12 protein-coding genes are annotated in these 14,712 nt (G+C 45.1%); 3 read left to right on the plus strand and 9 right to left on the minus strand.

All coding sequences use genetic code 11. From position 1 onward, the window contains the following. Window positions 1-68: 68 nt before the first annotated feature. The 5 genes from ACBP55_RS25210 to ACBP55_RS25230 form a co-directional block, all read right to left on the minus strand. Entirely contained in the window at window positions 69-1,976 is a 1,908-nt protein-coding gene (locus tag ACBP55_RS25210) for a family 20 glycosylhydrolase (protein ID WP_464645633.1), read from the minus strand. Beyond that, entirely contained in the window at window positions 1,973-2,809 is an 837-nt protein-coding gene (locus ACBP55_RS25215; RefSeq protein WP_464645634.1) for a carbohydrate ABC transporter permease, read from the minus strand. The genes ACBP55_RS25210 and ACBP55_RS25215 overlap by 4 nt, the downstream gene beginning before the upstream one ends. A gap of 27 nt (window positions 2,810-2,836) precedes the next feature. After that, entirely contained in the window at window positions 2,837-3,781 is a 945-nt protein-coding gene (locus ACBP55_RS25220; RefSeq protein ID WP_464645635.1) for a carbohydrate ABC transporter permease, read from the minus strand. Between the two features lie 62 nt (window positions 3,782-3,843). Beyond that, window positions 3,844-5,313, minus strand: a complete 1,470-nt coding sequence (locus ACBP55_RS25225) for an ABC transporter substrate-binding protein (RefSeq protein WP_464645636.1) — start codon at window positions 5,311-5,313, stop codon at window positions 3,844-3,846. Between the two features lie 49 nt (window positions 5,314-5,362). After that, window positions 5,363-6,646, minus strand: a complete 1,284-nt coding sequence (locus tag ACBP55_RS25230) for a Gfo/Idh/MocA family oxidoreductase (RefSeq protein WP_464645637.1) — start codon at window positions 6,644-6,646, stop codon at window positions 5,363-5,365. A gap of 267 nt (window positions 6,647-6,913) precedes the next feature. On the opposite strand from ACBP55_RS25230, the gene ACBP55_RS25235 reads away from it, so the two are divergent. Genes ACBP55_RS25235 through ACBP55_RS25245 form a run of 3 tightly spaced genes read left to right on the plus strand, consistent with a single transcriptional unit; the run spans window position 6,914 to window position 9,616 of the window. After that, on the plus strand, window positions 6,914-7,930 hold the full coding sequence (locus tag ACBP55_RS25235; protein ID WP_464645638.1) for a LacI family DNA-binding transcriptional regulator: 1,017 nt from the start codon (window positions 6,914-6,916) through the stop codon (window positions 7,928-7,930). Between the two features lies 1 nt (window position 7,931). After that, a complete protein-coding gene (locus ACBP55_RS25240; protein WP_464645639.1) occupies window positions 7,932-8,636 on the plus strand; it encodes a PIG-L deacetylase family protein in 705 nt (234 codons plus the stop codon). 29 nt (window positions 8,637-8,665) lie between these two features. After that, on the plus strand, window positions 8,666-9,616 hold the full coding sequence (locus ACBP55_RS25245) for a 6-phosphogluconolactonase (protein WP_464653407.1): 951 nt from the start codon (window positions 8,666-8,668) through the stop codon (window positions 9,614-9,616). 226 nt (window positions 9,617-9,842) lie between these two features. Here the strand turns inward: ACBP55_RS25245 and ACBP55_RS25250 are convergent, their stop codons facing one another. From ACBP55_RS25250 to ACBP55_RS25265, 4 genes are all read right to left on the minus strand, one after another. Further along, window positions 9,843-10,112, minus strand: coding sequence for a hypothetical protein (locus ACBP55_RS25250; protein ID WP_464645640.1), 270 nt, complete (start codon window positions 10,110-10,112; stop codon window positions 9,843-9,845). A 212-nt stretch (window positions 10,113-10,324) separates the two neighbouring features. Beyond that, on the minus strand, window positions 10,325-11,938 hold the full coding sequence (locus ACBP55_RS25255) for a response regulator transcription factor (protein WP_464645641.1): 1,614 nt from the start codon (window positions 11,936-11,938) through the stop codon (window positions 10,325-10,327). A 23-nt stretch (window positions 11,939-11,961) separates the two neighbouring features. Next, window positions 11,962-13,689, minus strand: coding sequence for a cache domain-containing sensor histidine kinase (locus ACBP55_RS25260; protein ID WP_464645642.1), 1,728 nt, complete (start codon window positions 13,687-13,689; stop codon window positions 11,962-11,964). 135 nt (window positions 13,690-13,824) lie between these two features. Further along, window positions 13,825-14,712 carry a carbohydrate ABC transporter permease gene (locus ACBP55_RS25265; RefSeq protein ID WP_464645643.1) on the minus strand — a complete coding sequence of 296 codons (888 nt, stop codon included), beginning with the start codon at window positions 14,710-14,712 and terminating at the stop codon, window positions 13,825-13,827.

Below are 14,712 nucleotides of genomic sequence, written 5' to 3' on the forward strand. Positions count from 1 at the left end.
TACAGGCTCAAGGAACATCACCTCCCCAATTCCGGGTTTCAGAGCTGCCTTACGGATTTATTACTGATTCAGGTAAACTTATTCGCACTTGCAATTAGGTGATAGATCACGTAATAGTCCGTTTGCGAACCTCCATGACCCAATCTATTGTCAAAATATTGCCTGCTTTCTTCCAACTCCTCGATTCGTTCAATAGTGCCATTCAAGAAATCGGTTATCCTGTCTTGTGCCGACTTTAATCTTGCTGATAGACCTCCGTAACGGATATCCAGTACCTCCCACCCTTGAGGCTTATTCGTCCTAAACCATTGTTCACGATGCAAAATCCTTAAAGCTTCCACCTTTACCAGTAAGTTTGGCAGTACTTCTTTAGAGAGCAGCGCCAAAGTACTATGATCACGATCCATATAGGCATTCCTAACGCGTAACCCTAATTCAGCCTTTAAAGTAAGCACATCGCTTAAGCCTGCAAGAAAACCGAATAGTAATTTAGCCTTATCGCCAGTTCTGCCTTGCTCTCGATATAGCTCAGCAAGCTGCCCATAATGTCCAGCAAGTTCTATATTCTCAATATGCTTATCAAAAAGACCTACTAACACATCCTGCCACAGCAAATATTTGGATGGATTAGAGAAATCCTCATACGGCGTTTGCATGCCCGGTACATCATCCAGCCGTTCAATGCTCATGAAATGTTCAAAAGGAATTCCCGTGCAGAAGCTAGTTCTTTGCTTCAGCTTCTGTTCATCAAATACTGGAGCATAGGCATGCTCAGCATAAAACTGCATCCCTGGAAGCATGGAATCTATCGTATTCTCAGCGCCATTATCTCCCCATGCGGTTACGAATACTTCCCTTACACCTTCCTGCTTACATGCTTGCAAAGCGGCATTGGAGCACCTGAACGTTCGGGTGTAATGCGTGATCATGCCCAGCCAAGTCCATATGCCACCTGCAAATATTGGAATGGAGCCTAGCTCTTGGTGTTTTCTTAGCATAGCCGTGTAAAATTCCTGGTCATAATGGTAATAGTCCCAATAAACGAGCTGTGTCCCCTGTGGAATACGATTCACATGAGCTTCATCAATAACAGTCGTAAGATCATAATAATCATGGGTTGCAGAGCCTATCCGAAAGTACATGTCACTCCAAATCATTGGCTCAAGACCGTATTTCGTTGTTATCTCCTTCACTTTGGACAAATGGTCATTCATGAGCTCGAAACGGTCTTTGTGCCCATATAAATCCAGCGCGCGACCTCGCCCCAATCCTTGAGCCTCGTCCATCCCGATATGTATGCGGCGGCTGCGAAAGCTGCGAGACACACTGCCAATCATTCGATCGATCAATTGATAGGTTGGATCCTGCCCCAACAATAGAACATCCTGCGTATCTCTATAATGAGCCGAAGCCTCCCATTTTAAGAAAGACTCCAAATGGGCAAGCGTTTGGATGCATGGAATCATCTCGATCCCAAGCTCCGCCGCATAGGCATCGCACTCCAGCAACTCCCCTTCTGTGTATCTGCCTCGCATATATCCGAAATACGGCTCCTCTTCAATGGTATACGTATCCTCGGTATACAGCATAAGGGTGTTCATGCCGATCAGAGCCATATAACGCAGCAGTTCCTTCACACTCTCAACGTTGGGAACTGCATTGCGAGAGCAATCGAGCATCATCCCGATGGTATCGAATTGCGGCTCCTCTCGAATCCCTTGAAGTCGGTTTGCCCTTATGGATTCGACCAATAACCCCAAAGCCCGAAACAGATGATGGCTGCTAGCATAACGAATCCTCGCTCCCGCTTCTTCGAATATGACAGCGAGTTCAGCTTTTTCTGTTCGCTCAAGTAGGACGGGCCAACCTCCACTGATCGTGCGTTTTACCCCCAGCATGCCACAAATCCTATCGATCCCCGTATTCACTTCGTTAAGCTCACCGTAAAATGAAAATTCCAACAGCCCTATTTTCACCCTTTCATCGCTCCCATCGTGGCACCTTCCATAATTCTTTTTTGGAAAATGATATAAAATATAATTGAAGGAATTAAGACGATCATGACGCCGGCAAACATCGTGACCCAATCCGAGGTATACTGCATCTTCATATTCGCTTGATACATGTTGACGCCAATTGTATATTTATCCGGGTCCCCTAAATAAATGAAAGGTCCAAGGAAGTTATTGTATAAACCAAGAAACTTGAAAATCGCTACGGTGACGATTCCCGGAGTAGATAAGGGCACGATAATACGCCAGAACATCTGATAAATGGATGCGCCGTCAATAAGCGCGCTTTCCTCCAGCTCTTTCGGAAGTGATGCCATAAAACCGCCAAGCAGCATTAAAAAGAATACATTTTCACCGAAGCTATCCAAGATAATTAAACCCGTTAAACTGTTCGTTAAATGCAAAGTCTTCATCAGGATATACTGGGGGATCATTGCGTTAATTCCCGGCAAAAAAAGCGAAAGCATAATCAAGCCCCAAATCAGCTTTCTCCCACGGAATTGCATGCGCGTTAACGCATAAGCATTCAGCGTCGTTAAGAAAGTACCCAGCACCAAGCTTACGCCAACATAATACAACGTATTTAATAAAGATTTACCAATGTTATACTCCGTCCATGCCTTGGAATAATTGCTCCATTGCAGCTCTGTCGGCAGTGCCCATATATCTTGGAAGAATTCAGCGTTGGTTCTCAAGGATTGATACAAAATCCATATAACTGGAAAAACGATCGAAATTGCCCATAGAAGCAGCAGTATTCTCCAGAACCAATCCATTAAAGTTCGCCGTTCTTTCATACTTGGTTACCTCCTTAATTACCCGTGTTAATACTCGACGGCTTCATCTGGGTAGAATTTATCAATAATCAGCTTTGCTCCCACTAACACGGCAAACAGGAGCATGCCTATGGCTGAAGCGTATCCATAGTTGTGATATTCTTTGCCAAATGCAAGGTTAAACATATATAAACCAATAACATCGGTTGAACCTTCCGGCCCGCCATTTGTCAAGATCATGATGATTTCGAACCCCTTCAAGGAACCCAGTATAGCAAATACGACACAAACCCGAATGACCCCGCGTATAAGTGGAATTGTAATTAGAAACAGGATGGTCATTGGGCGTGCACCCTCGAGATGAGCTGCTTCATACAGCGATTTCGGAATGCTGCTGATGGCATTGATGAATATGACCACATAGAGGCCAACCCCGCCCCAAACCATGGGCAAGATCACCGCCCAAAAAGCCGTTTTCGTGTCTCCAAGCCAATACATATCATTCATCTGAATACCAACTAAATGCAATACCCCATTCAGCATCCCGAAGCTGCCATCAAAAATAAATGACCAGAGCAAAGCAATGACAACGCTGGACAAGACATTCGTAAAAAAATAAATGACTTTATATAACGCATTTTCCTTATATGACTTATTGTTCAATAAATAAGCCAGCACTAAGGAGATAAGAACAATAAGCCCAGGCACGATAATCATATATAGTAGATTGTGGGATAAAGCGCGCCAAACGAATTGATCCTTGACCATGTTCACGAAATTAGTAAATCCAACATACTTGGCATCCGTTAAACCATCCCACTCCAATAATGAGTAATAAATGGACAATGCATTCGGATACAAAGTGAACAGGATATACCCCAACAGCGATGGCACAACCGCTAAGAATAAGAAAGTGCGACGCTGTCTACTCGCTTTATTAGATCCTCGCCGTTTTCGCCTGCCCGCTTCATTCTCAAAGATTCCAGCGTCCAAAGCCTCTCCTCCTTACTTGAATAATAATCGGGAGGAATACGATTCCTCCCGACATCAGCCTATTACTTCTTCGGACGATCCTTCTCGATCGCTGCTTGCTTAAGCTTCTCAGCTGCTTCCAACACAGGTGCTGGATCTTTCTTTCCTGTTGCGACCGCTGTAATTAACTCGCTTAAAATCTTCTCGGCTTGCCCACTCTCTGGGCTTACCAAATTGAAATTGTGACGATAAGAGATATATTCCACCTTGTGCTTGGTTGCATATTCCATGACGGCTGCTTGCGTTGGCTGCAGCTTGGCAATACGGGCTGGATCATCACCAAAATCCAGTCTTCCCGGATAAGTTCCTGCTTCCGCAGCAATCGTCTCCTGAATTTTAAAATCGTACAAGCTGAGAATAAATTCCTTCGCCCATTTCTTATTCAAGTCTGGCTTGTTCTTCCAGATAGCAAAACCAATATCAGCTACTCCGGCATTAACGAATATCGATTGCTTCGCATCGTTCCCAGCAGGAATAGCCATGAAGCCCCATTTAAAGCCATCCGGTGTACTTTTTTTCATTTCATTTCCAACCCAGTCACCCGTGGAGACAAGCGCAGCCTTATGCTGCAGAACCTGCATTTGGGATTGTGTATGGTTCAGAGCTGCGACTCCGGCAGGGAAATACCCCTTTTTACCAAATTCATACAATCGATTCCAAGCCTCTTTGTTTTCAGCCGTTGTGAGCAGCGGTCCGTCGAAATTGCGGAAATTTTTCAAGTATGTATCGTAGCTGCCACTAGCTCTAGCCAAATCAAACTGCAGAACATTAAAGACATAATCTGTTAAGTAACCGGCATAGACACCCGGGAACGTAATCGGAATAACACCGTCCGCTTTAATTTTATCAAGCAAGGCTGTGAACTCATCCCATGTTCCAGGATTCTTATTCCAGCCCTTTTCGTCGAACAGCTTCTGATCAAAGAACAAGCCTGCTGTGTAACCTCCGACAGGCATTCGCCCCGTAAAGCCGATACTAGTCGCGGAGTCATAGGCATCCTTGGAGATGACCGATTTCAGCTTCTTGCCTTTCTCTCCAGGCACATCCCGTTCCCATAGATCATCCTGCGGTTCGAACTTTTCGGCAGCAGCCAATCGCTCAAATTGATTATTCGCTGTGAAATTCGGGATGAACAAGTCGAACATATCATTGTCGTCACCTGCAGCAATTTTCGGTTCAAGAATCGTCACCAGGGTAGGTGAGGAAGTGATATCAAATTTCACGTTCGGATATTTAGCCGTAAAATTCTTAACGGCTTCATCCATCCAAGCACGGCCTGAGCCTGCTTCCCAGAATCCCATCTTCAGCGTAACATTTCCGTCCTTAGGCAAACCATTTTCCGGATAAACATTGGCTGCAGGTGCAGCACTTGCAACCGGGGTTGCACTAGTCGGAGCTGAACTCGTCGGTACGCCCTTGGAATTACTTGTGCATCCTGTCAGTAAAGCACCTACCATCGTTAGCGACACTAATATTACATTTCCCTTTTTCATTGCAGTGACCTCCCCATTCAATCTAATTCGTTCATGTGAAATGAAGCTTCTAATAACTCAGCTCAACTGCCGAAGTTCGGCTGAGCTGCTCGTTCCATTCAGAAATCGTGATTGAGCTTCCGCTCGCCAGTCTGGATTGCTCCGCTGCGAAGGCCATGAGGTGGCTTTGCACGGAAGCTTCAACGGAAGTTAGGCCTGGACCATTCGTACTTTTATTCTGAACTTGCTTAAGGAATTCCCGAACCAGACCTTCATCCCCTCCTCCATGGCTCCCTTCACCTGAAATCACGGGGATCTCAATGGCTTCTTTGCCAAAGGGATAAAGAATAATCTCATTTTTCTCCATATATCCTCTAATTTCCCCGTGAGTCCCCATGATCTGAATCGTTCTTGACACATCGTGGGAAAAGCCTGACATCGTAAAAGAGGCTGTTGCACCGCTTTCGAATTCCATGTTGACCACCTGGTGGTCGACGACATTATTGTCACAGTGATAGACACAGCGTCCAAACGAACCCGACTCAAGCGCCTCATGAATCCCCGATAAGGATTGATCATGCGTAATAAAACGAGACCATTCATGCGTACTGTCTTCTTCATAAATACGGATTGCCGAATAAGGACATGTCCGTTCCACTGTGCACCCTCCGGTACAACGAGGTGTTGAGCCAACAGGCGCATTCTCCGGACGGAAATGCAGCAGTGAGCCATAAGAGCTGATTCTCAGACATCTCTCATTCATAAGCCAGGAAAGAACATCCATATCGTGACACGATTTCTGCAGGATCATCGGGCTGGTTTCCTCAGACTTGTTCCAATTCCCACGAACGAAGCTGTGTGCCATATGAAAATAACCTACATTTTCACTAAGCTGAACCGATACAATATCACCAATTGAAACGCTTACAATCTCTTTAATCTTGGACCAGAACGGTGTATATCTCAGGACATGACATACGGTTAATAACCGATTGTACTTGTGAGAAGCGTTTGCCATTGCTATGACTTCGTCTGCCAATGGAGAGATTGGCTTCTCCAACAACACATCATATCCTCGCTCAAGCGCTTTCAAGGTTGGAGCATAATGCATTCTATCCTGCGTGGATATGATAGCAATGTCAGCAAGCTTTCCATGGGATAAAATGTGCTCCCAGCTCTCGAATACTTGATCCGATGGGATTAGATGCTCCTTTGTTGCGAGCTTTCTTCGTTCTTCATCAGGCTCGGCAACCGCGACAATTTTTAGTTCCTCCGGATACTTATTCGCATATGCACCATATACGAATCTTCCTCTTGCACCGGCTCCTACGAGTATTGCAGTGAGTTGACGCACAGCGTTGAATGTCCCCCCCTTTTTTATGCTTACCACTTGGGAATGTGAATCTAAGACGGATCATAACACTCGTTATATTTTATTGTCAATCTTATTTTATCCATGGAAAATCCCTGTTTTCAGACTAAATTTTGCTCTTAATTGAATAAAACAGGGATTTAAAATCCAAAAAACCACACAAAATCATACGGTCAATTGACTATTTCTCACTCTCAGCGTTATAATATACCCATCGTTATGAATGATTGATTACGAAGGAGATTTGGAATGGTTACCAAAAAAATGATTGCCGAACACTTAGGCATTTCTCGCACCGCCGTCTCATTAGTATTAAACAATACACCAAGCAGTACGGTTTCAATGGAGACGCGTAACAAAATACTACAGGCAGCAAAAGAGCTTGGTTACAAGGATGTTGAAGTCTCTCCAAAGCTGTGCTTCGTGCTTTATGATAGAAATGCAAATGACCCGCGTTATATGGCGGATATGCAGGTTATGGAAGCAGCTGCTAGTCGTTTTGATTATGGCATGGTTTTCATGAATATAACGCATCTTCCAGAATCATTAGCTAAATTGCAAAAAACCTTGGACAATCAGGAAATTGAGGGATTTATCGTTTCTGGAGATGTAGATGAGAATCTACTTAACATGTTTCGAAGTGCCAATACCCCTTATATCTTGTATGGTATGCCCTTACGCGATCACAATGAAGGTTTAAGTTATATCGCATTCGATGATAAAAAGCTAGCGTATGATGCCACGGAGTATTTAATCTCTCTTGGCCATAAGCGTATTGCCCTATTTATGGGCAGTCTGGATTACAACATCCATCAATTAGCTTTGGAAGGTTACCGTCAAGCTCTTGAAGCCAATGGAATTCCAATGGATAAATCCCTGATACAAATTAGCAATGATGAGAATGGCTATGAATTATGTAAGAGAGCCGAAATGCTGCAACTCGAATATTCCGCTGCCTTCTGTGTGAACACCATCATCCAATTCGGAGTCCTTCAATACCTGCAAAGCAGCGGTGTATCCGTACCGAACAGCATCAGTTTGATTGGTTCTGGACTAAGTGAATTTGTGAAGGTAAGTGTCCCGCAGCTGACAACCTTTTATGTATCCGCTGCGGAAAAGGAGAAAACGATAACTCTGCTGCTCGAAACGATCCAAAATCGAAATCTGGAGCTTGCACCTTCATTGCGCGTAACGGAATTCGAGCTATTTGAGGGGGGCACAATTGCCCCGTGGAAACCAGATGCGGAACATAGGAAGGGTGAATGAAATGAATGTATTGGCAATAGGCTGCCATCCTGACGACCTTGAAATCGGTTGCGGCGGGACGCTGGCTAAGCTTAGCGAGCAAGGTCATCATGTTACAATGTGCCATGTTGCAAGTGGGGATAAAGGTCACGCCGTTATCCCTCCGTTAGAGTTAAGCGGTATTCGTCACAAAGAAGCACGGGATGCCGGCGCTCTTATCGGTGCACAAGTTATTAATTTGCAGGTGCCCGATCTGCAGGTTAGATCAGAGAATGAAGAACTAATCAAAGATCTTATTCGTCTTGTTAGGGAGGTACGACCTGATTTTATCATAACGCATAATCCCGAAGATTATATGCGTGACCATCAAGAGGTGAGCAAAGCTGTCTTCGACGCTAGTTTTTCCTCCAGTGTCCCCCACATGCTTCCGGAAATACCTGTCTATCCATGTATAGTCCCCATTTTTTTTATGGATACATTGGGTGGCGTGGGCTTTATGCCGGAAGAGTATGTAGATATCACCGATATGATGGATATTAAGCAACACATGATTGAATGCCATCAAAGCCAAGTCACTTGGTTGAAGGAACATGATCATATTGATTTCATTGAGTTTGTACGCAGCTGCTCCCGATTTCGCGGAATTCAATCAGGGGTTGCATATGCGGAAGGGTTTAAGCGTTGCCAAGCTTGGCCGCGCATGACGACAAAACGTTTGCTGCCATGAAATTAAAGGGGGAACGCGGAGTGACGGAAATGAACTTTATCAATACTAAGCAAGGAACCTTAATGGATAGCTTCTACCCAGAAGGTTGGGACCTAGCCAAGATTGACCACATCTGCAGCCATCCTGCAGTGGCAATTATGGAACGACAAGCCTTTTGGCATCCCGATTTTTCACCTGTTATGTGTGAACAAGTTCAAGATTTTGACATGATGCTAGGCCATGAAATAGCCTTGGAAATTCAGCAAGCTGCAATAGAGAGCAGGAAATTAGCACTCATACTACCGGCAGGACCAATGGGCATGTACAAATGGGCTGTTTATTTCTTAAAGGCTTGGAACATTAGCTGTGCCCATGTATATGGCTTTAATATGGATGAATGGAGCGACGCAGAAGGCAACACGATGGAGCCGACACATTCAGGTTCTTTTCAATATGCGATGCAGATGGCCTTTTATGGACCTCTTGAAGAATTAACTGTACCGGTAGCGCAGCGTAATTTTGCCACGAAGAGTAATTTACCAACCTATCTAGAGAAAATTGAAAAACTCAAGTCCGAAGGTGCAAAACTTGTTACTCTTTTCGGTATCGGCCGAATGTGCCACATTGCTTTTTGGGAGCCACATTTTGCAGCGGAATTCAGCTCGGAAGAGGAATGGAAAAAACAAGCTTTTCGACTTGGAGCCAAGCTTCATCCCCTTACTATTGAGCAAAATGCGATAACAAGCTTTAAAAGCCGTACGACACTTGTTCCATGTACGGCAAACACGATTGGTCCCGGATTGTTTCTTCAGTCAGATCGGATCATCGGCGGATGTGATGGGGTATTAGGCAGAGGCATGCAATGGCAGGGAATGTCATTATGGATGACACTTCGTCACGGCGCTGACATGTGGGTTCCCTCCTCTTACATGCCTACGCTTCCAGGTAAGCTTCTGTTCTTGAAAGAGCTTGTCGGACCTTTGATCGCAGAGGTTAATTGAAGTTTTGATCATAGTATGTTGAACGTTCGACTCCAGCACACGGAGCACTCAGGTTATACAATGTCTATTCTCCTTTGGTCACCTTCCACAAAAAGTAAAATTCCTGCTCTAGTTATGGCTCAACCTCAAAGTTAGTGTTGATATTCAGTAACTTTGAGGTTGCATTGACGGTAAGTTTTTGAAAAGTGTTATCATTTATTCCCGTGTTTTATATTTCACTCAAAAATCAATTTTCACCTTGCGGAACTCGCCCGGCGGGACGCCAGTAAACTTTTTGAATTTGCGAATAAATGCGTTGACACTGTAATAACCGACCATAAAGCAGCAGCGCCAAAACGATCGGTGGTGCAAAACCAAACAGTAATGAATAAATCCCAAGCAAAAATGTGTTCTTTATCAATCTAAATGAGTTCGGGTCTTGAAAAAACATCGCATAATATTTCAGGCCAACCCAATCACTCGACCAAATACCTTTAATCAAATTGTAGTTAGCCATTCATTTGCCATGCAGGATTCCCTCTTTCTTATGTGCTGCCTGAACAATGTGATCTTAACAAGTCCATTAGTCCTTGGAAATGGCTCATTCTTTGACAAGTTACCTGATCTCTCGCCTATTTAAAGATCTGTTAATTTTCCAAATATCTGCACATATCCGAATGCAAAAAAACCGTCATGAATAACTCAACATGACGGCTTGGCTCGTAACCTTTACTCTTGTTTATTTTTATATTGCGTAGGCGTAAATCCTGTATGGCTCTTGAACAATTTGCAGAAATAGCGGTAGTCGGAAATGCCTACAGCCCCAGAAACCTCGTAAATTTTCATCGTCGTCCGTCCCAACAGTTCGCTTGCTTTTTCCATGCGAACTCGGTTCAAATAATCCGAGAAGTTCTCGCCGAACTCCTGTTTGAACATCTGACCCGCGTAAGAGGGGTGCAGTTGTACAAGCTTAGCAAGCTCTGCCACCTGCACATCCTCTTTATAATGCTCGCGAATATAGCGAATCATGAGTTGAACTTCCTTGCGCACCGATGCGGACAAATGAAAGCGATTGTTCATCCATTCGTTTACGACGTGAATCGTTTTTTCCCACCATTCGCAGTAATCCGTCCACGTTTCCAATCGATCGATTCCACTTAAACGTTCGACAACTGAGGCTGGAAGCTTAACAAACCCTGGGTGAAACATTTGTCGTGTCATACGCAAAAGATCCGCCGGATGAATCGGGGGATTATGAAGCTTCGTTATGACAGCAACGCTTTCCTGGAACGCTTCGGCATCCTCCCGCAGCATCGCCTTTACCACAGCAGCAATCCACTCGCGGATCTGCTCCTCATCGAATCGCCGGAATGTCGACGCCTGTTTTCCTACAATAGACGAATCCGACTTATAGAAGTAAGCCGCTAGTCCATCCAATCCTTCTCGTAACCCGTCGGTAATCTGTTTTACAGTCAAAGGTTGTTTGCCTATTTCCCTTACCGGGCCAACATGAATAAAGCTCTTAACGGGAGCAAAATTCCTTAAAGCCTCCAGTGCTGCCAACGCCAGCTGGTTCATCTTAAAGCTTTCCAGCAGCTGTCTGGATCCGATCAGCAGGCACAACCGGCTTTGCCGAATCGGCAGCATCACCATCCGGTTGCATTCACCAAGCATCCGCTGGTCCAGTTTCAGCTCCAGTACTTCGCCTACTTGCCTTTGGAGTTGAACTAGCTCTTCCTCCGCTAACTCAAATTGCTCGGAACCCGTAGGGATGCTCCAGCCTATGGTCAATCCCGCCAAATAACTGGCCTGGGCCACCCCTTCGAACCACTCTTCTGGAATCGTACGGGCATGGGTGCTTCCATCATCGTCCACCAATCGCTCCGTCCACTGGCGCTTCCTGGTCCATTCCTTTTCCCATTCCAACTTACGGCGCATTTCCAGCTTTTGATCTACATCCATCTCTTGCTCAATCTCTTCAGCTACCTTGCGGCATGCGTCCAGAATTTGCTCCGGCGTCTGCGCCAGCTTGATTAAATAGTTATCCACACCCAACTCAATCGCTTGGCGCGCGTATTCGAACTCCCCATAAGCTGTCAGAATAACAATCCGGATTCGCGGCCACCTCTTGCGCACATAGGCAGCTAGTTCTAATCCGCTCATATTCGGCATCGTAATATCCGTCAGCAGCAGATGCGGCATATCCCTTTCGATCATTCGGATCGCTTCTTCGGCTCCCGATGCGGCTCCCATAAACGTAAACCCCGCATCCGACCAAGGAATCCGTTCGGAAAAGCGTTCACGTACCCATTGTTCATCATCCACCATCAGCAGCTTCAGCATGGCACTTTCCCCTTCCGCAACATTTATTTCTCTCGAAGATCTCCTATCGGGAGACGAATCGTCACCGTTAACCCTTCATCCGGCTCATTTTGAAAATGCAGACCATACGGATAACCGAATGTCATAATAAGCCGTTCTTGCACATTACGAAGCCCCAGATTGTTTAAACCTTTATAAGGATTAGGCGTCCCCGTATCTTCCGTCAGCATGGCAAGCTTCTCCGGAACAATCCCTGGTCCTGTATCCGAAACCTCAAGCAGGACACAGTCAGCCTCCGTTTTTTTCCCCGAGACAATGATATGGTTAACCTCTTTTTTAGTGAGCCCATAGAAAATACTGTTCTCCACCAAAGTAATCAACGTTAGCTTCGGGATTGCCGTGTTAAAGATGATCTCCGGGACAGCAATGTCCATCTCGAATACATCCCCGTACCTGAGGTTCATAATCTGAACATAGTTTTCCAATTGCCGAAGTTCATCCTCAACCGTCACAATATCGCCGACCTTGTCCGTTGAATACTGCAGCAGCCCCATCAACGAGCGAATCATCTCACACATTTCATCCGTTCGTCCGGTTTCACCCAAGCAGTAAATCGCATTCAGTGTATTATTTAGAAAATGGGGGTGAATCTGCGATTGCAGCACCTTCAGCTCATGATGCCGCTTCTTCTCCTCCGCTACCCGCAAATCATCAAACAACGACTTGATGTTGCCCATCATGCTGTTGAAACCGTCAGCAATATGTGTAAATTCGTCGTTGCGCTTCAGTTTAATCCGAGCTCCCAATTCGCCGCGCGCAGCTGCCTTGAATTGCCGGGTTATAGCAGTAACTGGCTTGCGGATATAGTTCGTAATCCATACGGAAACGATCACCGCCAGAATAATGGCGATTAACAGCACTAGCACCAGCTGTTTCTTAAGCGAATCCAGCAAAGGAAACGCCTGCGATTCCTCGATGACGGAGAAAACAAACCAGTCCCAGCGATTTTGATTGCTACTAAGCACCTTATAATCTCCAAAAGAAGTGTGAACGGTATTGTAAGCCGTCCCGCTCGTCTGGGTTAAGGCTTGCAAAGCCTCCTTCATTTCCAAATGATCCTTAAACGTCTTCGGATAGGCGAGGTACGTGTTCGTCGACAAATAATCGCCTTGGCCCGTAAACAGATAAATTCGGCGCTGCTCGCCTTGAATGATCTGCGGACCGGTTAGCGCATTCAAATTCAAATCCAGCGCAACGACGCGGTTACTGTCGATTTGTTTAGAAACTGTAATAACTGAGCGCTCATTGATTGAGCGGGGAGGACTCCACCAGAATCCTGTTTTACTTGTCTGCGTTTTAATTTCTTCGATCCGCTCGGGAGTGATGTAAAATCGATATCCATAGGGAGAGCTAATTTTCACTTTGTCAAATTCGATCAGATAAATACTATGGATCTGATCTTGATGGTAGGTCATGATATTATCGATCAGCTCCGTGTAGTCGGCTTCGTCCATTTTATTGTAGAGAACCGGATTGGAGAGAAAGATCAGTTGACTTTGTATAGAGTTCATCAATGTTTTGATGTAATTTTCAACCTGCACGACGGAGCCCTGCAGCACTTCTTCATTGTTTTGCCTGATCGGCTCGAAAAGCCGCTGGTATCCGAAAATGCCGATCACCAGAAAAAGTACAATGACGGACAAAAAAGTAAGGATAAACAGCTTGGTGCTGACGCTGGAAGTGAAGCTTTTCCCTGTTATCCGACGAATCATTTAGAATCGCTCCCCTATCCTTTGAGGATACAGCAAAGCCCCCGATATCGAGGGCTTGTAACTTTTCAAACATTATAGCATGGTCAATACTTCTTTGTACCTAAATCTTTCCTTTTTACTCATATGCGCTCACCATTACCCCTTAACGGAACCTAGCAATGCACCTTTGACAAAATATTTTTGCAAGAACGGATAGATGATTAGGAGCGGTAACGTCGCTACAACAACTACGGCCATTTTGATCGTTTCCGGAGGCAGTGCATCGAGAGCTAATGAATTAATCGACAGCTCCGAGCTGACATTCGGCGCTTGAATCATGCTTCTAAGCACAACCTGCATAGGCATAAGCGTTTTATCGGAAATATAAAAGATACCTTTGAAATACTCATTCCAATGTGTAACTCCGTAAAATAAACCAATGGTAGCCATAATAGGTGCCGATAACGGTAGGACAATGCGAAATAGGGTCTGTATATCTCCGCAACCGTCCACTTTAGCTGCCTCCTCTACTTCCGCCGGAAGGTTTTCAAAGTACGTTTTGACGATCAATAAGTTAAACGTGGAGACCATGCCTGGAATAACGAGCGCCCAAACCGAATCGTACAATCCGAGACTGCGAACCATAATGTAAAGTGGTATAATACCGCCACTAAAAATCATCGTGAACACGATCGCCATCAGGATCATATTGCGGCCTGGAACAGACTTCTTGGATAGCGGATACGCCAGCAGTGTGGTGACCAGCAGATTCAAAGTCGTGCCTACAACCGTGATGAAGACGGTAATTTTCAACGCTTGTGGAATACGCGCGCTTCCGAATATTTCTTTATATGCTTGAAAAGTTAGATGTTCGGGCCAAATAACGAAACCGCCATTCTTCATGACCTCGATATAAGGAGTTAACGAAACGACAACGACATAGTACAACGGAAACAATGTGACGAGGGCAAATAGGGTCAGAACGGTATTTATAGCCGCATCGGCAACCTTATCCCCTTTTGATTTTTGGAGTACGAATGACAT

This window comes from Paenibacillus sp. WG02, from assembly GCF_055396115.1.

Excerpts from the sequence above, each read along its gene's own strand:
- ACBP55_RS25215 (WP_464645634.1), bottom strand. The coding sequence starts at position 2,809 with ATGAAAGAACGGCGAACTTTAATGGATTGGTTCTGGAGAATACTGCTG.
- ACBP55_RS25225 (WP_464645636.1), bottom strand. The coding sequence starts at position 5,313 with ATGAAAAAGGGAAATGTAATATTAGTGTCGCTAACGATGGTAGGTGCT.
- ACBP55_RS25235 (WP_464645638.1), top strand. The coding sequence starts at position 6,914 with ATGGTTACCAAAAAAATGATTGCCGAACACTTAGGCATTTCTCGCACC.
- ACBP55_RS25240 (WP_464645639.1), top strand. The coding sequence starts at position 7,932 with ATGAATGTATTGGCAATAGGCTGCCATCCTGACGACCTTGAAATCGGT.
- ACBP55_RS25245 (WP_464653407.1), top strand. The coding sequence starts at position 8,666 with ATGAACTTTATCAATACTAAGCAAGGAACCTTAATGGATAGCTTCTAC.
- ACBP55_RS25250 (WP_464645640.1), bottom strand. The coding sequence starts at position 10,112 with ATGGCTAACTACAATTTGATTAAAGGTATTTGGTCGAGTGATTGGGTT.
- ACBP55_RS25255 (WP_464645641.1), bottom strand. The coding sequence starts at position 11,938 with ATGCTGAAGCTGCTGATGGTGGATGATGAACAATGGGTACGTGAACGC.
- ACBP55_RS25260 (WP_464645642.1), bottom strand. The coding sequence starts at position 13,689 with ATGATTCGTCGGATAACAGGGAAAAGCTTCACTTCCAGCGTCAGCACC.
- ACBP55_RS25265 (WP_464645643.1), bottom strand. The coding sequence starts at position 14,712 with ATGTCATTCGTACTCCAAAAATCAAAAGGGGATAAGGTTGCCGATGCG.